Source organism: Pseudomonas baetica (genome assembly GCF_019733355.1).
Classification (GTDB): Bacteria; Pseudomonadota; Gammaproteobacteria; order Pseudomonadales; family Pseudomonadaceae; genus Aquipseudomonas; species Aquipseudomonas baetica_A.
This window is the reverse complement of sequence record NZ_JAIHLQ010000015.1, coordinates 105,423-126,401: the sequence shown is the minus strand read 5'-3', so window position 1 is coordinate 126,401 and position 20,979 is coordinate 105,423. Positions and strand designations below refer to the sequence as shown.

The 20,979-nt window shown below is 59.5% G+C and carries 23 protein-coding genes and 1 tRNA gene; 6 read left to right on the top strand and 18 right to left on the bottom strand.

What is annotated here, in order from left to right; genetic code table 11:
• Nucleotides 1-101: 101 nt before the first annotated feature.
• The 6 genes from K5E40_RS15625 to K5E40_RS15600 form a co-directional block, all read right to left on the bottom strand.
• The gene (locus K5E40_RS15625) at nucleotides 102-704 is read right to left on the bottom strand and encodes a 50S ribosomal protein L25/general stress protein Ctc (protein WP_221731572.1); all 603 of its coding nucleotides are present in this window, start codon (nucleotides 702-704) and stop codon (nucleotides 102-104) included.
• Nucleotides 705-845: 141 nt separating this feature from the next.
• Nucleotides 846-1,787, bottom strand: coding sequence for a ribose-phosphate pyrophosphokinase (locus K5E40_RS15620; RefSeq protein WP_003171603.1), 942 nt, complete (start codon nucleotides 1,785-1,787; stop codon nucleotides 846-848).
• A 45-nt stretch (nucleotides 1,788-1,832) separates the two neighbouring features.
• Nucleotides 1,833-1,907, bottom strand: a tRNA-Gln gene (locus K5E40_RS15615).
• A 36-nt stretch (nucleotides 1,908-1,943) separates the two neighbouring features.
• The gene (ispE, locus tag K5E40_RS15610; RefSeq protein ID WP_221731571.1) at nucleotides 1,944-2,795 is read right to left on the bottom strand and encodes a 4-(cytidine 5'-diphospho)-2-C-methyl-D-erythritol kinase; all 852 of its coding nucleotides are present in this window, start codon (nucleotides 2,793-2,795) and stop codon (nucleotides 1,944-1,946) included.
• Between the two features lie 2 nt (nucleotides 2,796-2,797).
• Complete coding sequence (gene lolB, locus K5E40_RS15605) at nucleotides 2,798-3,415, bottom strand: lipoprotein insertase outer membrane protein LolB (RefSeq protein ID WP_221731570.1); 618 nt, start codon at nucleotides 3,413-3,415, stop codon at nucleotides 2,798-2,800.
• A 3-nt stretch (nucleotides 3,416-3,418) separates the two neighbouring features.
• Nucleotides 3,419-5,143, bottom strand: coding sequence for a tetratricopeptide repeat protein (locus K5E40_RS15600; protein WP_221731569.1), 1,725 nt, complete (start codon nucleotides 5,141-5,143; stop codon nucleotides 3,419-3,421).
• A 182-nt stretch (nucleotides 5,144-5,325) separates the two neighbouring features.
• On the opposite strand from K5E40_RS15600, the gene hemA reads away from it, so the two are divergent.
• The 6 genes from hemA (at nucleotide 5,326) to K5E40_RS15570 (ending at nucleotide 10,685) form a co-directional block, all read left to right on the top strand.
• Nucleotides 5,326-6,612 carry a glutamyl-tRNA reductase gene (gene hemA / locus K5E40_RS15595; RefSeq protein ID WP_221731568.1) on the top strand — a complete coding sequence of 429 codons (1,287 nt, stop codon included), beginning with the start codon at nucleotides 5,326-5,328 and terminating at the stop codon, nucleotides 6,610-6,612.
• Nucleotides 6,609-7,691, top strand: a complete 1,083-nt coding sequence (prfA, locus tag K5E40_RS15590; protein WP_221731567.1) for a peptide chain release factor 1 — start codon at nucleotides 6,609-6,611, stop codon at nucleotides 7,689-7,691. Before hemA ends, prfA begins: the two co-directional genes overlap by 4 nt.
• Entirely contained in the window at nucleotides 7,692-8,522 is an 831-nt protein-coding gene (gene prmC, locus K5E40_RS15585) for a peptide chain release factor N(5)-glutamine methyltransferase (RefSeq protein ID WP_221731566.1), read from the top strand.
• Nucleotides 8,516-9,271, top strand: a complete 756-nt coding sequence (locus K5E40_RS15580; RefSeq protein ID WP_221731565.1) for a molybdopterin-synthase adenylyltransferase MoeB — start codon at nucleotides 8,516-8,518, stop codon at nucleotides 9,269-9,271. The genes prmC and K5E40_RS15580 overlap by 7 nt, the downstream gene beginning before the upstream one ends.
• Nucleotides 9,264-10,055 carry a glutamate racemase gene (murI, locus tag K5E40_RS15575; protein WP_221731564.1) on the top strand — a complete coding sequence of 264 codons (792 nt, stop codon included), beginning with the start codon at nucleotides 9,264-9,266 and terminating at the stop codon, nucleotides 10,053-10,055. Before K5E40_RS15580 ends, murI begins: the two co-directional genes overlap by 8 nt.
• 111 nt (nucleotides 10,056-10,166) lie before the next feature.
• The gene (locus tag K5E40_RS15570) at nucleotides 10,167-10,685 is read left to right on the top strand and encodes an acyloxyacyl hydrolase (RefSeq protein WP_221731563.1); all 519 of its coding nucleotides are present in this window, start codon (nucleotides 10,167-10,169) and stop codon (nucleotides 10,683-10,685) included.
• Between the two features lie 143 nt (nucleotides 10,686-10,828).
• On the opposite strand, the gene K5E40_RS15565 is transcribed toward K5E40_RS15570, so the two are convergent.
• The 12 genes from K5E40_RS15565 to K5E40_RS15510 form a co-directional block, all read right to left on the bottom strand.
• Nucleotides 10,829-11,134 (bottom strand): YkgJ family cysteine cluster protein, encoded by a 306-nt coding sequence (locus K5E40_RS15565; protein ID WP_221731562.1) that lies wholly within the window; start codon nucleotides 11,132-11,134, stop codon nucleotides 10,829-10,831.
• A 53-nt stretch (nucleotides 11,135-11,187) separates the two neighbouring features.
• Nucleotides 11,188-11,679: a DUF2878 domain-containing protein gene (locus K5E40_RS15560; RefSeq protein ID WP_221731561.1), complete on the bottom strand. Its 492-nt coding sequence runs from the start codon at nucleotides 11,677-11,679 to the stop codon at nucleotides 11,188-11,190.
• Nucleotides 11,672-12,937 carry a cyclopropane-fatty-acyl-phospholipid synthase family protein gene (locus tag K5E40_RS15555; protein ID WP_221731560.1) on the bottom strand — a complete coding sequence of 422 codons (1,266 nt, stop codon included), beginning with the start codon at nucleotides 12,935-12,937 and terminating at the stop codon, nucleotides 11,672-11,674. Before K5E40_RS15555 ends, K5E40_RS15560 begins: the two co-directional genes overlap by 8 nt.
• Entirely contained in the window at nucleotides 12,924-13,739 is an 816-nt protein-coding gene (locus K5E40_RS15550) for a DUF1365 domain-containing protein (protein WP_221731559.1), read from the bottom strand. Before K5E40_RS15550 ends, K5E40_RS15555 begins: the two co-directional genes overlap by 14 nt.
• Complete coding sequence (locus K5E40_RS15545; protein ID WP_221731558.1) at nucleotides 13,736-14,983, bottom strand: FAD-dependent oxidoreductase; 1,248 nt, start codon at nucleotides 14,981-14,983, stop codon at nucleotides 13,736-13,738. Before K5E40_RS15545 ends, K5E40_RS15550 begins: the two co-directional genes overlap by 4 nt.
• Nucleotides 14,980-15,762 carry an SDR family oxidoreductase gene (locus tag K5E40_RS15540; RefSeq protein WP_221731557.1) on the bottom strand — a complete coding sequence of 261 codons (783 nt, stop codon included), beginning with the start codon at nucleotides 15,760-15,762 and terminating at the stop codon, nucleotides 14,980-14,982. Before K5E40_RS15540 ends, K5E40_RS15545 begins: the two co-directional genes overlap by 4 nt.
• Nucleotides 15,759-16,181: a nuclear transport factor 2 family protein gene (locus K5E40_RS15535; RefSeq protein ID WP_221731556.1), complete on the bottom strand. Its 423-nt coding sequence runs from the start codon at nucleotides 16,179-16,181 to the stop codon at nucleotides 15,759-15,761. Before K5E40_RS15535 ends, K5E40_RS15540 begins: the two co-directional genes overlap by 4 nt.
• Nucleotides 16,174-17,619: a deoxyribodipyrimidine photo-lyase gene (phrB, locus tag K5E40_RS15530; protein ID WP_221731603.1), complete on the bottom strand. Its 1,446-nt coding sequence runs from the start codon at nucleotides 17,617-17,619 to the stop codon at nucleotides 16,174-16,176. The genes K5E40_RS15535 and phrB overlap by 8 nt, the downstream gene beginning before the upstream one ends.
• A gap of 20 nt (nucleotides 17,620-17,639) precedes the next feature.
• Entirely contained in the window at nucleotides 17,640-18,581 is a 942-nt protein-coding gene (locus tag K5E40_RS15525) for a MerR family transcriptional regulator (RefSeq protein ID WP_221731555.1), read from the bottom strand.
• The gene (locus K5E40_RS15520; RefSeq protein WP_221731554.1) at nucleotides 18,581-19,543 is read right to left on the bottom strand and encodes a DUF523 and DUF1722 domain-containing protein; all 963 of its coding nucleotides are present in this window, start codon (nucleotides 19,541-19,543) and stop codon (nucleotides 18,581-18,583) included. Before K5E40_RS15520 ends, K5E40_RS15525 begins: the two co-directional genes overlap by 1 nt.
• A 113-nt stretch (nucleotides 19,544-19,656) precedes the next feature.
• Nucleotides 19,657-19,872: a TIGR02450 family Trp-rich protein gene (locus K5E40_RS15515; protein WP_221731553.1), complete on the bottom strand. Its 216-nt coding sequence runs from the start codon at nucleotides 19,870-19,872 to the stop codon at nucleotides 19,657-19,659.
• Nucleotides 19,869-20,855, bottom strand: a complete 987-nt coding sequence (locus K5E40_RS15510; protein ID WP_221731552.1) for an NAD(P)/FAD-dependent oxidoreductase — start codon at nucleotides 20,853-20,855, stop codon at nucleotides 19,869-19,871. The genes K5E40_RS15515 and K5E40_RS15510 overlap by 4 nt, the downstream gene beginning before the upstream one ends.
• Between the last annotated feature and the right edge of the window lie 124 nt (nucleotides 20,856-20,979).

Sequence of the window (20,979 nt, the reverse complement as noted above, 5' to 3'; positions counted from 1 at the left end):
AATGCTCATTTACCATGGATGTAAACTCCGCGTTCTCGCCCGCTTTCTCGCTACGTTCCAGTCCGCGATGTTACTTGATCACTCCGGCTTCACAGAGTGAATTACTCTGCTGCGCCTTCTTCGGTAGCTTCTGGAGCAACACGTGGAGCGTGGACGTTGGCAACAGCCTTGTCATCGCCGTGTGCCAGAGCAACGAACTCAACGCCTTTAGGAGCTTTGAGGTCCGACAGGTGAATGATCGAACCGATTTCAGCGTTAGCCAGGTCGACTTCGATGAACTCAGGCAGATCTTTCGGCAGGCAGGTCACTTCGATTTCAGCAACAACGTGCGAAATCTCGCCGCCTTTCTTCACTGGAGCAGCTTCGTTGACGAAGTGCACAGGAACGATAGCGGTCAGTTTCTGACCCGCTACAACGCGTACGAAGTCAGCGTGCAGCACGTGGCCTTTGGACGGGTGACGTTGCAGAGCTTTGATGATCACGTTTTGCTTGGTGCCACCAACGTTCAGCTCGATGATGTGGCTGTAAGCCGCTTCGTTTTCGAGCAGTTTGGCAACTTCTTTGGCCAGCATGCTGATGGATTCAGGGGCTTTTTCGCCACCGTAAACAACAGCAGGAACCAGAGCGGCGAGACGACGCAGGCGGCGGCTCGCACCTTTCCCCAGGTCGGAACGCACTTCAGCATTCAGAGTAAATTCGTTCATTTTGTATCTCCAAAATAGCCATGACCGAGCGGCGTTTGCGACCAGCGCCAAACACGGTATGGGCAAAAAAGCCCCGCCCCGACAGGAATGCCGGGGCGGGGCGCTTTTCGTCAACGAGACATTTCGAGAAGGGCTGGGCCCTTAACGGAACATCGCGCTGATCGATTCTTCATTGCTGATGCGGCGAACCGCTTCGGCAACAACCGGTGCGATATCCAGTTGACGGATACGTGCACAAGCTTGTGCTGCAGCGGACAACGGGATGGTGTTAGTCACCACCAGCTCGTCCAGCACGGAATTTTCGATATTCTCGATGGCCCGACCCGACAGCACAGGGTGTGTGCAGTAGGCAAAGACCTTGGCTGCGCCATGCTCTTTCAGGGCCTTGGCCGCGTGGCACAGAGTGCCGGCGGTATCGACCATGTCATCGACCAGAATGCAGGTACGCCCTTCGACATCACCGATGATATGCATCACTTCAGAGTGATTGGCTTTCTCACGGCGTTTGTCGATGATCCCGAGATCCACGCCCAGCGACTTGGCAACGGCACGTGCACGCACGACGCCACCAATGTCCGGGGACACGATCATCAGGTTTTCGAAGCGCTGATCTTCAATGTCATCCACCAGAACCGGGGAGCCGTAGATGTTATCTACCGGAATATCGAAGAAACCCTGAATCTGGTCAGCATGCAGATCAACCGTGAGAACACGGTCGATGCCGACTACGGTAAGCATGTCAGCGACGACTTTCGCGCTGATAGCCACACGTGCGGAACGCGGACGGCGATCCTGACGGGCATAACCAAAATAAGGAATAACAGCAGTGATACGAGTAGCCGAGGAGCGGCGGAAGGCATCAGCCATCACTACCAGTTCCATCAGGTTATCGTTTGTCGGAGCGCAGGTCGGCTGAATAATGAAAACGTCTTTACCGCGAACGTTTTCATTGATCTCGGCAGTAATTTCGCCGTCGGAGAACTTACCGACAGAGATGTCACCGAGAGGGATATGCAGCTGACGTACAACACGCCGAGCCAGATCGGGGTTAGCATTCCCCGTAAAGACCATCATCTTGGACACGCGCAGTACCTAGAGGCTGAGGGTAACCTGGATGAGTATAGAAAATGGCAGGGGCGGCTGGATTCGAACCAACGCATGGCAGGATCAAAACCTGCTGCCTTACCGCTTGGCGACGCCCCTGTATCTGTTGCTTCAAGTGCCGAGCACTTGGTTCCTTTAGAGCAGACTTTGCAGCTTGCGATGCAACATCGAAACGTTGCTTCCTTTTGCTACAAACCCTGTAAGGGTCTCTGTCAGAAGGGCCGAGACTTTATCAGCTTCAGCTTTGCTTGGGAAGCCCCCAAACACACAACTTCCAGTTCCGGTGAGCTTTGCTTCGGTAAATTTACCTAACAAATCCAATGCGTTACGTACTTCTGGATAACGCCTTGCAACCACCGGCAAGCAGTCATTTCGACTGTTTCCCTCGGGAACGGGGCGCACTTTAATGGGCGGCGTGTTACGTGTCAACAAAGGATCGGAAAAAATTTCTGCCGTACTTACAGAGACTTGCGGCACGAGCACCAGATACCACGGTTCTTCGGGATCGACCGGGGTAAGTTTCTCGCCGACGCCTTCGGCGAAAGCCGCATGGCCGCGAACGAAAACCGGCACGTCAGCACCGAGCGACAGACCCAGTACGGCCAGTCGATCTTCATCCCAGCCCAATTGCCACAAATGGTTGAGCCCAAGCAACGTGGTCGCCGCGTTCGAACTGCCGCCACCAATGCCGCCGCCCATAGGCAGAACCTTGTCGATCCAGATGTCGATACCAAGCGAGCAGCCGGACTGCTCTTGCAGCAATTTCGCCGCGCGCACGATCAGGTTGCTGTCGTGGGGCACGCCTGCGAACGCGGTGTGCAGTTGAATCACGCCGTCATCGCGCACGGCGAAGGTGATTTGATCGCCGTAATCGACAAACTGAAACAGCGTCTGCAACTCGTGATAGCCGTCTTCACGGCGACCCAGGATGTGCAGCATCAGGTTGAGTTTTGCCGGCGAGGGCAGGGTCAGGCGAGGAGCGGTCATGCTTACTGCCCCAGTTTGCGTGGCTGCCAGGTCTTGATCACCAGCGTTACGTCCAGGTCGGTGCCGTGCAGCTTGATGCGCTCGGGCAACCAGTAACCATTTTGTTCGGTGTAGGCGGTGTATTCGACTTTCCAGCCATCCTGTTCAAGGTTGGCCAGACGGCTGTTGGCGTCCAGATTCAGGCGGCTTTGGCTGTTGGGTGCCGGCAGACCGCGTACCCACCAAGCCAGATTCGAGACTGGCAATTTCCAGCCGAGCTGTTCTTCAAGCAGGGTTTCCGGCGACTGCGATTCGTAGCGGCCCTGGTTGGCGACTTCCAGTGAAACCTTGCCCGGACGCCCGGTCAGGCGTGCCGCGCCGCGACCCAGTGGGCCGGACAGGCGAATGTCGTAGTAGTCCTGACGCTGCAACCAGAACAGCGTGCCACTGCCGGAGTCCTTCGGCGCACGGATGCCGATCTTGCCGTCGATCTGCCAGCCGTCGAGGCCTGTCAGCTGTTGTTTGTTCGCGGCCCATTGAGCCGGACTGCCGTGGCCCTCGACCGATTCGCGAGCGCCGAAACCCGCGCAACCGGCGAGCAGGGCGATGAAGCTGAAAACAATAACGTGGCGCAAAAACATGAGTTAAAGAGTCTCGGATCCGGTCAGGCGCTTGATGGTGCTGCGCAGAATGGTGCTGTCGGGCTGATCCTTGAGGAATTTGCCCCAGATTTGTTTGGCTTCACGCTGGTTGCCCTTGGCCCACAGCACTTCACCGAGGTGAGCGGCGACTTCGTGATCAGGGAAGCGCTCCAGCGCCTGACGCAGATATTTCTCGGCGTCGTCCAGATTGCCCAAGCGGAAGTTCACCCAGCCGAGGCTGTCGAGCACTGCCGGGTCTTGCGGGTTGATCTGATGCGCCTGCTCGATCAGCGTCTTGGCTTCAGCGTAGCGCGTGGTGCGGTCAGACAGGGTGTAGCCCAAAGCGTTCAGCGCCATGGCATTGTCCGGGTCGCGCTTGATGATCAGGCGCAGGTCTTTTTCCATCTGTGCCAGGTCATCGCGTTTTTCCGCGAGCATGGCCCGGGTGTAAAGCAGGTTCAGGTCGTCCGGGTATTGCTGCAAGGCTTGCTGCAGGACTTTCCAGGCTTTGTCGTCCTGTTTGTTGGCCGACAGGGTTTCTGATTCGATCAGGTACAACTGGATGGCGTAATCGGGTTGTGCGTCGCGTTCGGCCGTCAGTTTGCTTTGCGCTTCGGCGGTTTTGCCGTTGTTCATCAGGATGTCGGCCTGGCGCAACTGCGCGGGCAAATAGTCGTTGCCCGGTCCTACCTGGGCGTACTCGATCAGTGCACCTTGCGGGTCATTGCGCTCTTCAGCGATGCGCCCCAGGTTCAGGTGCGCCGAATCGACGTGGCTGTCGCGGGCGATCAGGTCTTCGAGATAGCCCTTGGCCTCGTCCCAGGCCTTGGCTTCCAGGCACACCAGCGCTAACGAATAACGCAGTTCGTCGTCTTCAGGGTATTGCTGAACGAGGCCGGAGAATTCGGCTTTGGCGTCGTCCATGCGGTCCTGCTCGACCAACATGCGTGCGTAAGTCAGGCGCAGACGTTTGTCGTCCGGGTACTTCTTGATGCTTTTTTGCAGCAGTGGCAGCGCTTCGTCGCCACGATTCAATAGCTGCAGCAGGCGCGCGCGCAGCAAGATAGGGGCAATTTCGCCGTCTTCCGGCGGGTGGTCTTCGAGCAGGGTCAGCGCAGCTTTATTGTCGCCATCCTGCTGCAAGAGCAGGGCCTTGCCGAAAATCAGTTGACCGTTGTTCGGGTGACGCTGCAACAAGCGGTCAAAACTTTTCATCAGGCCGTCGCGGGTTTCCTGGTCGGTGTCAGCCGCCGACAGCGCGAGGAAGTCGAAATGGGTGTCGCCCTTGCCCAGCAGGACTTTCTCCATATAGACCATGGAGTCGTCATAGCGCCCGGCGCGTGCCAGTTGTACGGCGGCGGCGCGTTGCGCTTCGAGATCGTCCGGGGCGTTTCTCGCCCAGATCAGTGCCGTGTCGAGAGCCGGTTGGTCGGCGCCCAGATACTCGGCGATGCGAAAAGCACGCTCGGAGACGCCCGGGTCCTGGGTGTTGATGGCCTGGGTCACGTAGTTATCCAGCGCAATGTCGAAACGATTGCGCTGGCCGGCGAGTTCGGCGCTCAACAGGCTGAAAATGGTTTCCTCGCTGAACGAGCTGTAAACCTTGGGCTTTTCAGGCGCGGGCGTGGTGTCTTCGACCGGTGGCGTACCGTCCGGCGAAACGGGTGCCAAGGCCTGGCAGCCGCTGAGGAAGACAAAAGCAAGGAGCAACGCGGAAGATCTATTCATATAGGAAGAGGACGACTAACCTGCGGTCGGATCATCATGACACAAGCCTTGGGCCAAACATAACCGAGTCTCAATTGTGCCCATTATAGGGGGCGACAATTGGGACAATAGTCAGCGGTAGTTGTTCTGAATCTTTCGAAGGTGGACAATTGCCGGCTTCACGTCACCATCAGCGACCTTGAATGGCCTTCCTTGCACTCGGTATTAACCACAAGACTGCTTCAGTAGACGTCCGCGAGCGCGTGGCCTTTACCCCTGAGCAACTGGTTGAGGCCCTGCAGCAGCTCTGCCGACTGACCGACAGCCGCGAAGCTGCGATCCTCTCCACCTGCAATCGCAGTGAGCTTTATATAGAACAGGATCAGCTTTCTGCGGATATCGTGCTGCGCTGGCTGGCCGACTATCACCATTTAAGCCTCGATGAGCTGCGCGCGAGTGCTTATGTGCATGAAGATGATGCGGCAGTTCGTCACATGATGCGTGTCGCCTCCGGGCTCGACTCGTTGGTGCTGGGCGAACCACAGATTCTCGGCCAGATGAAATCGGCCTACGCCGTGGCCCGCGAGGCCGGGACCATCGGGCCGCTGCTGGGGCGACTGTTCCAGGCCACGTTCAATGCCGCCAAACAGGTGCGCACCGACACCGCGATCGGCGAAAACCCGGTCTCCGTGGCATTTGCGGCCGTCAGCCTGGCCAAACAGATTTTCAGTGATTTGCAACGCAGCCAGGCCCTGCTGATCGGCGCCGGCGAGACCATCACTCTGGTTGCCCGTCACTTGCACGAGTTGGGGGTCAGGCGCATCGTCGTCGCCAACCGCACGCTCGAACGCGCCAGCTTGCTCGCTGAGCAGTTTGGCGCTCACGCGGTGTTGCTGTCGGACATTCCGGCGGAGTTGGTGCGCAGCGATATCGTCATCAGCTCGACGGCCAGTCAGTTGCCGATCCTAGGCAAAGGCGCGGTCGAGAGTGCACTGAAGCTGCGCAAGCACAAACCGATCTTCATGGTCGACATTGCTGTTCCCCGGGATATCGAACCGGAAGTCGGCGAGTTGGACGACGTTTATCTCTATAGCGTCGACGACCTCCATGAAGTGGTCGCCGAAAACCTCAAGAGCCGCCAAGGCGCTGCGCAAGCGGCGGAAGAAATGGTCTCGGTCGGCGCCGATGATTTCATGGTGCGCCTGCGCGAACTGGCGGCGGTCGATGTGCTCAAGGCCTATCGTCAACAGAGCGAACGCCTGCGCGACGAAGAACTGCAAAAAGCCCTGCGCCTGCTGGCCAATGGCGGCAATGCCGAAGAGGTGCTGGGGCAACTGGCTCGCGGTCTGACGAACAAACTGTTGCATGCACCCAGCGTGCAGCTCAAAAAGCTTTCTGCCGAAGGCCGCCTCGATGCGCTGGCCATGGCCCAGGAACTCTTTGCCCTCGAGGGCTCACCGGATAGCTTTTCGGATAAAAAACCGCAATGAAAGCGTCACTGCTCAATAAGCTGGACATCCTCCAGGACCGTTTCGAGGAACTGACCGCGCTGCTCGGCGACGGCGAAGTCATTGCCGATCAGACCAGGTTCCGCGCCTATTCCAAGGAATACGCCGAACTTGAACCGGTCGTGCAAGCCTATAAAAAACTGCTCGGCGTACAAAGCGATCTTGAAGGCGCGCAGGCGCTGCTCAAGGACAGCGACCCGGACATGCGTGAAATGGCCGTGGAAGAAGTCCACGAAGCCAAGGAATTGCTGATCACGCTGGAAGGCGATCTGCAGCGCATGTTGCTGCCCAAGGATCCCAACGACGGCCGCAACGTCTTCCTCGAAATTCGCGCCGGCACCGGTGGCGACGAGGCGGCGATTTTCTCCGGCGACCTGTTCCGCATGTACTCGCGTTACGCCGAACGTCGTGGCTGGCGCGTGGAGATCCTTTCGGAAAACGAAGGCGAACACGGTGGCTATAAAGAAGTCATCGCCCGCATTGAAGGCGATAACGTTTACGGCAAGCTGAAATTCGAGTCCGGCGCCCATCGTGTCCAGCGTGTGCCGGCCACCGAATCCCAAGGCCGTATCCACACCTCGGCCTGCACCGTCGCGGTGTTGCCCGAGCCAGACGAGCGCGAAGCCATCGAGATCAACCCGGCGGATTTGCGCGTCGACACTTACCGCTCCTCCGGGGCCGGTGGTCAGCACGTCAACACCACCGACTCGGCGATCCGCATCACGCACATACCGACCGGCACTGTCGTCGAGTGTCAGGAAGAACGTTCCCAGCACAAGAACCGTGCGCGGGCGATGGCGTGGCTCGCAGCCAAACTCAATGATCAGCAAACCGCAGCGGCGGCCAATGCGATTGCCAGCGAGCGAAAATTGCTCGTCGGTTCCGGTGATCGTTCCGAGCGGATTCGCACCTACAACTTTGCTCAGGGCCGGGTCACCGACCATCGCGTCAACCTGACCTTGTACTCCCTCGATGAAATTCTCGCCGGTGGCGTTGAGGCAGTGATCGAGCCTTTGCTGGCCGAATACCAGGCCGACCAACTCGCTGCGATAGGTGAATAAATGACCATCATTGCCAGCCTGTTGCGTGCCGCCGAACTGCCGGATTCGCCCACCGCGCGTCTGGACGCCGAATTGCTCCTCGCGGCGGCGCTGGGCAAGTCGCGCAGTTTTCTGCACACCTGGCCCGAGCGCATCGTGCCCAGTGACGCGGCGCTGACCTTTGCCGAGTACCTGCAACGTCGTCGCGGCGGTGAGCCAGTGGCCTACATTCTGGGTCAGCAGGGGTTCTGGAAGCTCGATCTGGAGGTCGCGCCGCACACACTGATTCCGCGCCCGGACACTGAGTTGCTGGTGGAAGCCGCGCTGGAGTTATTGCCCGCGACCGCGGCCAACGTTCTAGACCTCGGTACGGGTAGCGGCGCGATTGCCTTGGCCCTGGCCAGTGAGCGTGCCGCGTGGCAAGTCACTGCCGTGGATCGTGTTCTGGAAGCCGTGGCCCTGGCGGAGCGCAATCGTCAGCGTCTGCATCTCAACAATGCCACGGTGCTGAGCAGCCATTGGTTCAGCGCTCTGCAAGGTCAGCGTTTTGATCTGATCATCAGCAATCCGCCCTACATTGCGTCCGCTGACCCGCATCTGGTCGAAGGTGATGTGCGCTTCGAACCGGCCAGCGCGCTGGTGGCCGGTGAGGACGGGCTCGACGACTTGCGTCTGATCGTCGCCCAAGCGCCGGATCACCTGCAGGCCGGCGGCTGGCTGATGCTCGAACACGGCTATGATCAAGCCGAGGCCGTTCGCGATCTGTTGAGCACACGCGGTTTTGAAGAAGTCCACAGCCGCACCGACCTGGGCGGCCATCAACGCATCAGCCTGGGGCGCCTGCCGTGCTGAATGATGAGGAATTGCTGCGCTACAGCCGACAGATTCTGCTGCAACACATCGACATCGATGGCCAGTTGAAGCTCAAGGACAGTCGCGTCCTGATCGTCGGCCTCGGCGGTCTCGGTGCGCCGGTTGCCTTGTATCTGGCGGCAGCAGGTGTGGGCGAATTGCATTTGGCGGATTTCGACACGGTCGATCTGACCAACCTGCAACGCCAAATCATCCACGACACCGACAGCGTCGGCATGAGCAAGGTCGACTCGGCGCTCAAGCGTTTGAGTGCGATCAACCCCGAGATTCTACTGGTGCCTCATCGTCAGGCACTGGACGAGGACTCTCTTGCCGCTGCCGTTTCGGCGGTGGATCTGGTCCTCGACTGTTCCGATAATTTTTCCACGCGCGAAGCGGTCAACGCCGCGTGTGTGGCCGCTGGCAAACCCTTGGTCAGCGGCGCAGCGATTCGTCTTGAAGGGCAGCTGTCGGTGTTCGATCCGCGTCGCGCCGAAAGTCCTTGCTACCACTGTCTGTACGGCCACGGTAGCGAAGCCGAACTGACGTGTAGCGAGGCTGGCGTAGTGGGGCCGCTGGTGGGGCTGGTCGGCAGCCTTCAGGCACTCGAAGCGTTGAAGGTGCTGGTCGGGTTCGGCGAACCGCTGGTGGGGCGCTTGCTGTTGATCGACGCCTTGGGCTCGCGCTTTCGCGAGTTGCGGGTCAAGCGTGATCCGGGTTGCAGTGTCTGTGGTTCGCGCCATGCGTGAAGCGCCGATCGGCGTGTTTGATTCCGGTGTCGGCGGCTTGTCGGTATTGGCGGAAATCCAGCGATTGTTGCCCCGAGAGTCGCTGCTGTACTTTGCCGATTGCGGGCACATTCCTTACGGCGAGAAAACCCCTGCGTTCATCCGCCAGCGCTGCAGCGTGATGGCCGGGTTTTTCCGCGAGCAGGGCGCCAAGGCTTTGGTGGTCGCCTGCAATACCGCGACGGTGGCCGCTGTGGCCGATCTGCGCCGGGACTTTCCCGACTGGCCGATTGTCGGCATGGAGCCAGCGGTCAAGCCTGCCGCTGCTGCCACCCGCAGCGGTGTGGTCGGTGTACTCGCCACCACTGGCACCTTGCAGAGTGCCAAGTTTGCAGCGCTGCTGGATCGCTTCGCCACCGATGTGCGGGTGATCACCCAGCCGTGCCCGGGGCTGGTCGAGTTGATCGAGAGCGGCGATCTGCACAGCACCGCGTTGCGCCAGTTGCTGCAAAGCTACGTCGATCCGCTGCTGGCCAATGGTTGCGACACCATTATTCTCGGCTGCACGCACTATCCCTTTCTTAAAACGATGCTCAAGTCGATGCTCCCCGAAAACATCAGCCTGATCGACACGGGCGCTGCCGTGGCACGGCAACTTCAGCGTCTTCTGGCCGAACGCGATTTGCTTGCCGAAGGGCCGAACCGGTCGGTCAGATTCTGGACCAGTGCCAGCCCGCAGTACTTCAAAAACATCCTGCCGCTGCTGGGGCAAACCGCAAGCGAAGTGCATCACTTCGGATTGTAAAAAAAGTGTGAAATAACTAAAAAATTGGCTGAACTTCTGATCAACCGCCGCCTTCTATAGCGTGAGTTATCTAGAAAACCAAACGATCGTTCCGGAAAAGGAAGTTTCAAAGTGAAGCGACTATTCTGTTTGGCCGCGATTGCGGCCGCACTGATGGGGCACAGTTTTACCGCACAAGCAGCAGGTGTTGAGTTCGGGGTCGGGGCAACCAGCGATTCAACCATGACGTATCGCCTGGGGATGAATTTCGATTGGGACAAGAGCTGGCTGCAGAGTGACGTCGGTCGCCTGACCGGTTACTGGAGCGGTGCCTACACCTATTGGGAAGGCGACAAGACCTCCAGCAACAACAGCCTGTCGTTCTCGCCGGTGTTCGTTTACGAGTTTGCCGGGCAGTCGGTCAAACCGTATGTCGAGGCCGGGATTGGTGTGGCGGTATTCTCCAATACCCAGTACGAATCGAACAATCTGGGCGGCGCCTTCCAGTTCGAAGACCGCCTGGGTTTTGGTCTGCGTTTCAACGGTGGGCATGAAGTCGGGATTCGTGCGATGCACTATTCCAACGCCGGTCTTGCCAGCGACAACGACGGGGTAGAAAGTTACTCACTGCATTACACGATGCCACTGTAAGCACAGATTTAACTGCTTGCAGAAAACCTTGTGGGAGCGGGCTTGCTCGCGAATATGGTGTATCAGTCGACATGTGAGTTGATTGACCTACCGCTTTCGCGAGCAAGCCCGCTCCCACATTTGGTTTTGGGGTGTTTTCGGGATCAGCGGTATACCGTGGCGATACCCTGGCGCTCTTCGATGCACTCGGGTGAGCCCATCTCGAACTCGCGACAAATCAGCGGACGCTTCTCATAGATCGTGCACATCATCGTGTCGCGATCCAGTGCCGCACACCAGCCGTCGTCCAGACGCAGCATCACTTCGCCGCCCCACTCATCGGTATCGATAAAGCGATCAGGCACGCCGGTGTCGGTGATCAGCATCACTTCGAGCTGGCAGCAGCACGCTGCGCAAGTCGAACAGGTGACCGCCGGTTCGGTGATTTGCTGGTGGGGAATGTTTTTCATGGCCGGCAGTGTAAGGCAGAGCTCGTCGAGTGTGTGAAAGCTCTGACGGACGCTCAGCGGTTCAGGCGTCGCGCCATGGTGTGCAACAACGGAAACAGCAGTGCCCAAAGCAGGCCGATGCCGATCAGGGTCGGTAATTCGCCGTAGGGAAATTGCACCCCGGCCAGTCGTCCGCCGCCGTAGTACGACAATGCGCCGCCGACGGCGCCCAGTGCGCTGGCCAGCCACCATGGCCGGGCAGTCCACGCAAGGCAGTGACGCAGGGTCGTGGCGAGCAAGGCCCAGAGCAGCATCAGCCACAGCGGAATCAATGGTGACTGATCCTGGAACTCAAACACGCCTAGGCCACGCAAAACGCTGTCCACCGCCGTACCGACCAGCACCACACTGAGTACCAAACGGCCCTCAGCCGCCCAACTGCTGATCCAGCACAGATGAATCACCAGCACCGCCAACGCCAGCAACAGCCACAAACTGTTGCCGCCGAGCACACAGACCAGCCAGCCGATCTGGAACAACACGGCATTGGCGATCCGCTCAAGCATCGAAGCGGCCGAGCAGTGGCGCGGGCATGGCAGCGGGTTTGGCCAGCAGCAATTGCGCGGTGCCGATGGTGCGCTCCAGGAATCCGCCCTCGCAGTAGCACAGATAGAATTCCCACAACCGCAGGAAGTAATCGTCGTAGCCCAATTCGCTCAAGCGGCCGTGTGCACGGCGAAAGTTTTCGTGCCACAGACGCAGGGTGCGTGCGTAATGCAGGCCGAAATCTTCCATGTGCAGCAAGTTCATGTCGGTTTCGCGGCTGACCACTTCAAGCATCTTCTGCACAGAGGGCAGGGCGCCGCCGGGGAAGATGTAGCGCTGGATGAAGTCGACGCCGCGCTTGGCTTGCTCGTAGCGCTGTTCGCGGATGGTGATGGCTTGAATCAGCATCAGACCATTGCGCTTGAGCAGGTGTGCACATTGCTTGAAGTAGGTCGGCAGGAAGCGATGACCTACGGCTTCGATCATCTCGATCGACACCAGCTTGTCGTACTCGCCGGTGAGGTCGCGGTAGTCCTTGAGCAGCAGCGTGACCTGATCCTGCAAGCCCAGTTGTTCGATGCGCTGTGCGGTAAACGCGTACTGCTCTTTCGACAGGGTTGTGGTGGTCACGCGGCAGCCATAATTTTGCGCCGCGTAGAGCGCCATGCTGCCCCAACCGGTGCCAATTTCCAGCAGGTGATCGCTGGGCGTGAGCGCGAGTTTCTGGCAGATCCGCTCGAGCTTGTTCAGTTGCGCCTGTTCCAGACTGTCTTCGGGGGTGAGGAACTGTGCCGCCGAATACATCATGGTCGGGTCGAGAAACTGCTCGAACAGATCGTTGCCCAGGTCATAGTGCGCGGCGATGTTTTTCTGCGAGCCCTTGCGTGTGTTGCGGTTGAGCCAGTGCAGGCCTTGCACCAGCGGCCGGCCGAGGCGGGCCAGACCGCCCTCCATCGCGTCGAGCACCTCAAGGTTGCTGACGAACACCCGCACCACGGCGGTCAGGTCTGGCGAACTCCAGTAACCATGGATGAACGCCTCGCCGGCACCGATCGAGCCATTGCCGGCCACCATGCCCCAGACTGCCGGGTCCTGAATGTGGATTTCCCCGAGCAAGGCACTGCCCGGCGCGCCGAACATCAAGCGTTCGCCATCCTCGATTACCAGCAGTTGCCCGTGTTTGAGTTGAGCCAATTGGCGTAATACACCACGGCGCAGCAGCGATCCGGTCAAACCATGGGTGCTGAGCCGACTGAGCGACGGGCTAGAGGATTTCATGGCGTTGCTCCTTGGGAGGCACAGTGGCGGTTTGAAAGCTGCCGTCGGCAGCCTGATGAGCAAAGATGGGCGCGCGTTTGAACAGCAGTCGCAACGCTTGCCAGTAAATCGCCAACGCGGTTTTTGCAGTCATCCACGGGAAGCGCCGCAGGTAGCGATGAAGGCTTTGCCGGTTGAGGGTTTCGCGTTGCAGATTGAGCGTGGCGTCGAACAGCTTGTGTTCGCCCTGCCAGTCGGCCATGTGCACGCCAAGGGTTTTGGCGGCGGGGCTGAAGCTCATGCGGTATTCAAGATCGCGCGGCAGAAACGGCGAGACATGGAACGCCTTGGCCACCGCGAAATGCTGGTGAAAATCCTGCAGATTGGCCGGCGTGCGCGCAGGCAGCACGTAGTGATAACGCTCGCGCCATGGGGTGTTGGTCACTTCGCAGACAATCGCGGCCAGTTGCCCGTCGGCTTCGTGGCAGTAAAAGAAACTCACCGGGTTGAACGACAAGCCCCAACTGCGCGCCTGGGTCAGCAGGCAGATCGAGCCTTGCGGTTCATGGCCGATGGCGGCAGCGACCTGCTGGCGCACGGCATCGATCAGGCGAATGCCGCGCCCGGTGAAGGTCTTCAGATAGTCGGTTTCGCGAAAGGAGAACGGCGCGAAGCGGCTACGCCCCGCCAGTGGCGACAGCGCCAGTACAGCGTCCTGTTCGCTCAGATCAAGATAGAGCAAGCCGATCTTGTAACGGAACGCGTGCTTGCGCGGCGAAAAGCGCCGATGACCGATCCAGCCGCTGTACAGGGCGCTGTTCATAAGGTTTCCCCGAACGAAGCAGCCACGCGCAATGCGCTGACCACACCGTCTTCATGGAAACCGTTGGCCCAGTAGGCGCCGCAATAATGTGTGTGTTGTGCGCCGTCCAGTTCTGCCCAGCGATTCTGCGCCGCCACTGCCGCGAGGCTGAATTGCGGGTGGGCGTAGGTGTATTTGGCGAGCACTTTGAATGGGCTGATGCCCGCGCTCTGGTTGAGGCTGACGCAAAACGTGGTGTCGCTTTGGATACCTTGCAGGATGTTCATGTCATAAGTGACCGCAGCCTGAGTGTGGCCGGATCCGCCAAGCCGATAGTTCCAGCTCGCCCACGCCAGTTTGCGAGTGGGCAGCAGACGCGTGTCGGTGTGCAACACCACTTCATTGTCGGCGTAGGGCAGGGCGCCGAGGATTGCGCGTTCGGCATCGCTGGGGCTGGCGAGCAGTTGCAAGGCCTGATCGCTGTGACAGGCAAACACGACTTGGTCGAAATGTTCGCTGCCTGCCGGGCTGTGGATAACCACGCCATGTTCGTTGCGATCAACACGGGTCACCGGGCAGTTCAGGCGGATGTTCTCTTTGAACGAAGCGGTCAGTGGCGCGACATAGGCGCTGGAACCGCCCTCGATGACCCGCCATTGCGGACGATTACTGACCGATAGCAGCCCATGGTTCTTGAAGAAACGGACAAAAAACTGCAGCGGAAAATTGAGCATCTCCGCCATCGGCATCGACCAGATCGCGGCCCCCATCGGCACGATGTAATGCAGGATGAAACGCTCGCCGCAGCCGCCAGCCTTGAGGTAGTCGTCCAGCGTGGTGTCGGCGGCGATCCGCTGTTCTGCGAGGTCGCGTTGCGCTTCTTTGTTGAAGCGCAGAATGTCGCGCAGCATGCCCCAGAATCCCGGCGACAGCAGATTGCGGCGCTGGGCGAACAGGCTGTTGAGGTTGTTGCCGTTGTATTCCAGCCCCGTGTCCGGATCGGTCACGGAGAAGCTCATTTCGGTCGCTTTGAAGCTCACGCCGAGCTGTCCCAGCAAGCGAATGAAGTGGGGGTAGGTCCAGTCATTGAATACGATGAAGCCGGTGTCCACCGCGTAGGATCGGCCGTCGACGGTCACCTCTACGGTGTGCGTGTGACCACCGACCCAGTCGCTGGCCTCGAACACCGTGATGTCGTGTCGGCGATTGAGCAGGTAGGCGCAGGTAAGCCCGGAGATCCCGCTGCCGATGATGGCAATTTTCACGTTGGTTCCTGCTGCGGTGGATTGCGTCGCACCATGCGTTTGCCAATGGCGAGTTGCGCACGGGCGGGCAATTTCGACAACGGCCACAGGGCGGCCATGAACAGCGCGGGAAAGGCGATTTCCAGTGGCCGGTCCTTGAGTTTGGCGTAGATGTGCCGTGCGGCTTTATCCACAGGCCAGCTCAGAGGCATCGGAAAATCGTTCTTGGCGGTCAGCGGTGTCTCGACAAAACCGGGGCTGACGACCGTGACTTCAATGCCTTCATCCGCCAGGTCAATGCGCAACGATTCGAACAGGTAACGCAGCCCGGCCTTCGATGCACCGTAGGCTTCGGCCCGAGGCAACGGCAGATAGGTGACGGAGCTGGCAACCCCGACCAAATGCGGTGCGGTGCCTTTACGCAGCAAGGGCAGGGCGGCTTCAATGCAGTAGCTGCTGGCGAGCAGATTGGTGCGCACCACATGCTCGACGATCGAAGCGTCGAACTGGCGGGCATCGACGTACTCGCACGTCCCGGCATTGAGAATCACGCTATCGAGCGATCCCCAGTCCTGAGTGATCTGCTCACCGATTTCGCGCACGGTCTGGCTGTTGGTCAAATCGCCCGGCACCACCAGCACTTGTCCCGGATAACGTTGCGACAAGGCCTTGAGCGGGGCGACCTGACGTGAACTGACCGCCAGGTGCGCACCGGATTTCAGAATTTCCTCAGCCAGTGCCGCGCCGATACCACTGCTGGCACCGGTCAACCAATAGCGCCGTGGAGGTGTACGACTCATCCCATTCTCCTTTTCAACCAAGCAATTACTCGGCCCAATACGGGCAAATGTTCGTACAGCAGCGCCCCGGCATCGAAATAATCCCGGTGGCGATAAACCTTGTCGCGCCAAAGCAAATGCGAGCAGCCGCTGACGCGTATTTCCCGGCCGCTGGCCAGCCGTGGGTGGCGATAACTCATGACCCAGCGCAGGTAGCCTTCACCGTCGCTGATCTGGTCGAAACCGTGGAAGTCGAAGCGCAGTTCGCTGACGTTGGCGTACATCTGGGCAAAGTAGTTGCGCAGTTGCGTCAACCCCTGCACGTCGTGCAACGGGTCGGTGAAGTGAATGTCATCGCTGTAGAACTCGCTCAAGCGTTGCAAATTGTCTTTGTTCAATTCGCAAAATTGCCGGGCGAAGCTGCGCAGGAATTCACTCATGATCGCCTCCGGCCGCTTGGCGGGCAGGCAGGTTCTTGAAGGCGGCCAACGCGCGCTCCCGTGACGCGCTTAGATTAACGATTGGCGCGGGATAGTCGGCGACACCGAACAGCCCACCGGCGCTGGCCGGGTTGTGCACTTCTTTTTTATTGAGCCCGGCCAGTTCAGGCAGCCAGTGCTTGATGAACAGCCCTTCGCTGTCGAATTTCTCCGACTGGCTCAGCGGATTGAAAATGCGGAAGTACGGCGCCGAATCGGTCCCGGTCGATGAGCTCCACTGCCAGCCACCGTTGTTGGCCGCCAGATCGCCGTCGATCAGGTGGCGCATGAAAAAGCGTTCGCCTTCACGCCAGTCGATCAGCAGGTTTTTGGTCAGGAACATCGCTACCACCATCCGCAGACGGTTGTGCATCCAGCCGGTTTCGAGCAATTGGCGCATGGCCGCATCGATGATCGGCAGCCCGGTGCGCGCTTCTTGCCACGCCGCGAGATCATCCGGTGCATGGCGCCAGGCCAAGGCCTCGGTTTCCGGGCGGAAGGCGCGGTGGCGCGATACCCGTGGATAGCCGACCAGGATGTGTTTGTAGAACTCACGCCACAGCAGTTCGTTGATCCAGGTGACCGCGCCAACCTTGCCGCTTTCGAATTCGCCCTGATTGCTCTGCAGGGCCGCGTGCAGGCATTGGCGAGGCGATATCACCCCGGCGGCAAGGTAAGCAGAAAGCTGACTGGTGCCCGGTTTGGCCGGGAAGTCTCTTTCGCTTTTGTAGTAGTCGATTTGCGCATCGGCGAAGGTATCGAGGCGGCGTTGAGCTTCCTCTTCCCCTGCCGGCCACAGGGCGCGCAGGGACTCGCTGGGTGCGGCGAAACCGTCGACGCAGTCAGGCACCGAATCGCTCTCGAGCGCCAGTGCGGTCTGCTTGCCTGGGGTTTTCACCAAGGCCGGCATCGAGCGATGCAGGCGTTCATAGCAGACCTTGCGGAACTGGCTGAACACCTGAAAATAAGTGCCGGTTTTGGTCAGTACCGTGCCGGGCTTGAACAGCAGTTGATCAAGATAGCTGTGAAATTCGACGCCTTCACCTTTCAGCGTGTCGGCCACCGCCGCATCGCGACGGCTCTCATGAACACCGTACTCTTCGTTGACGTGAACGGCGGCGATCTTCAGTTGCTGGCAGAGTTTGAGCAGCTGCGCTGGGGCCTGATCCCAGTGCGCAGCGGTGCGGATCAGCAAGGGAATGTTCAGCTCGCCGAGGCTTTTGCTCAGTTCGCGCAGATTGCGTAGCCAGAAATCGACCTTGCACGGCGCGTCGTCATGTTGTTGCCATTGCTGGGGGCTCAACAGGTACACGGCGACCGTCGGGCCGCGTGCGGCGGCGGCCGCAAGGGCGGTGTTGTCATGTTGGCGCAAGTCAGTGCGCAGCCAGATCAATTGCATGTCGGTCTTCACTGGGTTCATCAAATCAGCCCGCGCTGAATGAGCACCTGTTGCGCTGAAAGCGGATCTTCAGCCAGGTACAAATCAGCCATCTCGCAAGTTCTTACGGACAACTCGGCGTGGTGGATGCATACCGTTGGTCCGACAATTATTTTTGGGCCACTGACCCCCGCCAGAAGTTTCGGCAACTGTGCGAGTTGCATGGCTTTGCTGGAATACAGCAGTACGCCACGCGATTGCAGATGTTCGACCGCCAATGCCAGTTCCCCGGCTGGCAATGGCCAGTCAAAGACTTGCACCGGACAATCGTTGCTGCTGATCAGCCACGCGCATAGCCACAGATGAGGTTCCAGTGGCAGGTCGGAGTGATTGATCAGCAGCAGGGGCGCGGAGTGCAACTGACGATTGTTATGGTAGATGCGCGCGCCGAATTTGCTGCGTAACCATGAATAAAAGAACACGCGCTCCATCTGCGCACCGAACTGGCCCTGCCAGCGTTGCTCAAGATCGGCCAGCAGCGGCATCAGCAATTGCTCGCACAGGGTGCGCGGCGGATACAGCGCCATGGCTTGATTAACGCTGTCGTCGAGGTTGCGTTCATTGAGTTGCGTGACGGCCATCAACAGTGTCTGACGCAATCGCTGCCAGTCGTTTTCCACCGTTTCGCTGAACGCTTGCGGGGTATCGAGCAACGGCTTGACCTGACTGACCGCAACGCCGCGGTTGAGCCAGGTGAGGATGGTCATGATCCGTTGCACATGCTCGGCCGAATACAGCCGATGCCCCTTGGGTGTGCGCTGCGGCACGATCAGCCCATAACGGCGTTCCCATGCGCGCAGAGTGATCGCGTTGACGCCGGTTTGCCGCGCTACTTCGCGGATCGGCAGCCAGCCTTCGTCGAGGGCTTTTTTAAAGTCCGCGCCCAAGTCTTCCTGGGCGCTGCTATCGGTCTTTTCGGTCATTAGATGGCGTTTCGCAGGCTGAGATTTTCCGGATGCGGTTGCAGGTAAACCTGCTGCGCAATGTACGGGTCCGGATGGAGGCGAAAGTGATGCTTGAGCAGGGTCAACGGCACGACCAGCGGCACGATGCCGAGGCGGTATTGGCCGATGACATGTTGCATCTCTTGTTTGTCTTCGGCGCTGATCGCCTGTTTCAGATAGCCGCTGATGTGTAACAGGACGTTGCTGTGCGTGCCGCGGGTGGCGCATTTTTTAAGCGCCGCCATCAGTTCGCTGAAGTAGCGTGGGCCCAGTTGCGCAGGGTCGCTCTGCGCCATATTGCCTAACAACTGCCCCAGTGCCTTGTATTGCAGAGGGTTATGGGCCATCAGCTGATATTTGTAGCGCGAATGGAATTCCGTGAGGGCTCGGCGGCTCAGGCCGTGGGCAAGCAACTGCTGCCAGTCGCGGTAGGCGAGCACGCGGGTAATGAAGTTCTCGCGCAGCACCGGATCGTTCAGGCGGCCGGCTTCCTCCACCGGCAAGTCCGGGTGCCGTGCACAGAAGGCTTGAGCATAGATGCCGCGTCCGCCGCCGTTCACCGGGGCGCCGTTGGCGTGATAGACCTTGACCCGTTCCAGTCCGCAGGACGGTGACTGCTGCATGAAGATGTAGCCGCAGATGTCATTCAGTTCGGCGGCCATCTTCTCGCCGTACTCGGCCAGTGGCTGGGTGACGTTGATTGTGGGGTTGACGGTGCCGATAGCTTCGGGATGCTCCGGGTCACCGACCAGGCGAATCGGTTCGCGAGGAATGCCCAGGCCAATGGCGACCTCCGGGCACAGCGGGACAAACTCGAAATATTCTGAGAGAGTGCGGCTGCACAGTCGCGACTCCTTGTGACCACCGTTGTAGCGCACCTCGGCACCCAGCAGGCAGGCGCTGATGGCGATTTTGGGTTTAAGCGCAGAAGGTTCGGACATGAGCACCTCGAATCTATACCTGTACAGAGGTTTACCTCTGTACAACTTTTCCTCAGCATAGATTGTGGGGTGTACAAGTCAAATGTTTTGTATAGGTTTTTGTGGGAGCGGGCTCACTTCCAGCCCAAATGCCATTCAGCCGGGTTTTTCAGGATTTGCCAATCGAGTCGCTCGGCGCGCTGGGTCAGCACCGCCTGCAACTCAATCTCGAGCACTGTGCCTTCCTCATCGCAGAATAGTTCGGTCACCAGAAAATGCTTCTCGCGGTTTTTCGGCTGGGCTGCTGTCCATTTCGACAGCAGCAACTTGCGCGGATTGATGCGGTTCATTGCAGGTGCTCGTGCAAGCGTCGCGCGGCTTCCTGACCACTGAGCCATGCACCTTCGACACGTCCAGACAGGCACCAGTCGCCGCAGGCGTACAAGCCCAGATCGGCATCGGCCAGCGTGCCCCATTCGTGGCCGGTCGCCGGGCGGGCATAGAGCCAGCGATGGGCGAGGCTGAAGGTCGGGGCGGGCATCGCGCAGTGCAGCAATTCGGCGAAAGCACCGTGCAGTTGCTCAATGACCGCCTCTTTGGACAGGTCGATGTGCTGCCGGCTCCACGCGCTCGTGGCATGCAACACCCAAGTGTCGAGGGTGTTGTCGCGCCCGGGCTTGCTGCGGTTGCGCGCCAGCCAGTCGAGTGGGCTGTCTTGCACGAAGCAGCCTTCGATGGGGGTATCCAACGGCGTATCGAAGGCGAGGGCAACGGCCCAGGTGGGGTCCATTTTCACCCCGGCAGCGGCCCCGGCGAGTTTCGGCGCGGCGGCCAGCAGTGCGGTGGCCTGCGGCGCGGGCGTAGCGATCACGACATGACTGAAAGGCCCGTGGGTGAAACCCTCGGCGTCTTGCAGATGCCAGTGTTCTTCGCCACGGAAGACCTCGGTGATCCGGCAAGCGAAATGCACTTCCATGCCATCCAGCAAGCCGCGTGTGATTGCGCTCATGCGTGGCGCGCCAACCCAACGGGTCTGCTCGTCCGGGGAAAGGTTGAGTTGCCCGCCCTGGTAGGTGTAGAGCTGCGGCGTCCACTCGGCGACCCAGCCCTGGCTTTGCCAGCGCTGCACCTCGGTGACGAAGCGCCGGTCGCGGGCGGTGAAGTATTGCGCGCCCATGTCCAGCGAACCGGCGTCGCTGCGTTTGCTCGACATGCGTCCGCCGCTGCCGCGACTTTTATCGAACAACTGGACGGTGTACCCGGTCTCTGTCAGAGCCTGGGCCGCCGAGAGCCCGGCGATGCCGGTGCCGATGATTGCGATAGGTACAGTCATAGGGGCCTCGTTTACCTTTCTGTACAGAACAGACTACGCTGCTGATGAAACCTGTACAATTTTGTTTTTTGGTATAACTTCTAGCATTCTCGTTCGGACAGCTTGGCCTATGGTTAAACAATAG

Coding starts and splice junctions, on each gene's coding strand:
- K5E40_RS15625 (WP_221731572.1), bottom strand. CDS start 704: ATGAACGAATTTACTCTGAATGCTGAAGTGCGTTCCGACCTGGGGAAA.
- ispE (WP_221731571.1), bottom strand. CDS start 2,795: ATGACCGCTCCTCGCCTGACCCTGCCCTCGCCGGCAAAACTCAACCTG.
- lolB (WP_221731570.1), bottom strand. CDS start 3,415: ATGTTTTTGCGCCACGTTATTGTTTTCAGCTTCATCGCCCTGCTCGCC.
- K5E40_RS15600 (WP_221731569.1), bottom strand. CDS start 5,143: ATGAATAGATCTTCCGCGTTGCTCCTTGCTTTTGTCTTCCTCAGCGGC.
- hemA (WP_221731568.1), top strand. CDS start 5,326: ATGGCCTTCCTTGCACTCGGTATTAACCACAAGACTGCTTCAGTAGAC.
- prfA (WP_221731567.1), top strand. CDS start 6,609: ATGAAAGCGTCACTGCTCAATAAGCTGGACATCCTCCAGGACCGTTTC.
- prmC (WP_221731566.1), top strand. CDS start 7,692: ATGACCATCATTGCCAGCCTGTTGCGTGCCGCCGAACTGCCGGATTCG.
- murI (WP_221731564.1), top strand. CDS start 9,264: ATGCGTGAAGCGCCGATCGGCGTGTTTGATTCCGGTGTCGGCGGCTTG.
- K5E40_RS15565 (WP_221731562.1), bottom strand. CDS start 11,134: ATGAAAAACATTCCCCACCAGCAAATCACCGAACCGGCGGTCACCTGT.
- K5E40_RS15560 (WP_221731561.1), bottom strand. CDS start 11,679: ATGCTTGAGCGGATCGCCAATGCCGTGTTGTTCCAGATCGGCTGGCTG.
- K5E40_RS15555 (WP_221731560.1), bottom strand. CDS start 12,937: ATGAAATCCTCTAGCCCGTCGCTCAGTCGGCTCAGCACCCATGGTTTG.
- K5E40_RS15550 (WP_221731559.1), bottom strand. CDS start 13,739: ATGAACAGCGCCCTGTACAGCGGCTGGATCGGTCATCGGCGCTTTTCG.
- K5E40_RS15540 (WP_221731557.1), bottom strand. CDS start 15,762: ATGAGTCGTACACCTCCACGGCGCTATTGGTTGACCGGTGCCAGCAGT.
- K5E40_RS15535 (WP_221731556.1), bottom strand. CDS start 16,181: ATGAGTGAATTCCTGCGCAGCTTCGCCCGGCAATTTTGCGAATTGAAC.
- phrB (WP_221731603.1), bottom strand. CDS start 17,619: ATGCAATTGATCTGGCTGCGCACTGACTTGCGCCAACATGACAACACC.
- K5E40_RS15525 (WP_221731555.1), bottom strand. CDS start 18,581: ATGACCGAAAAGACCGATAGCAGCGCCCAGGAAGACTTGGGCGCGGAC.
- K5E40_RS15520 (WP_221731554.1), bottom strand. CDS start 19,543: ATGTCCGAACCTTCTGCGCTTAAACCCAAAATCGCCATCAGCGCCTGC.
- K5E40_RS15515 (WP_221731553.1), bottom strand. CDS start 19,872: ATGAACCGCATCAATCCGCGCAAGTTGCTGCTGTCGAAATGGACAGCA.
- K5E40_RS15510 (WP_221731552.1), bottom strand. CDS start 20,855: ATGACTGTACCTATCGCAATCATCGGCACCGGCATCGCCGGGCTCTCG.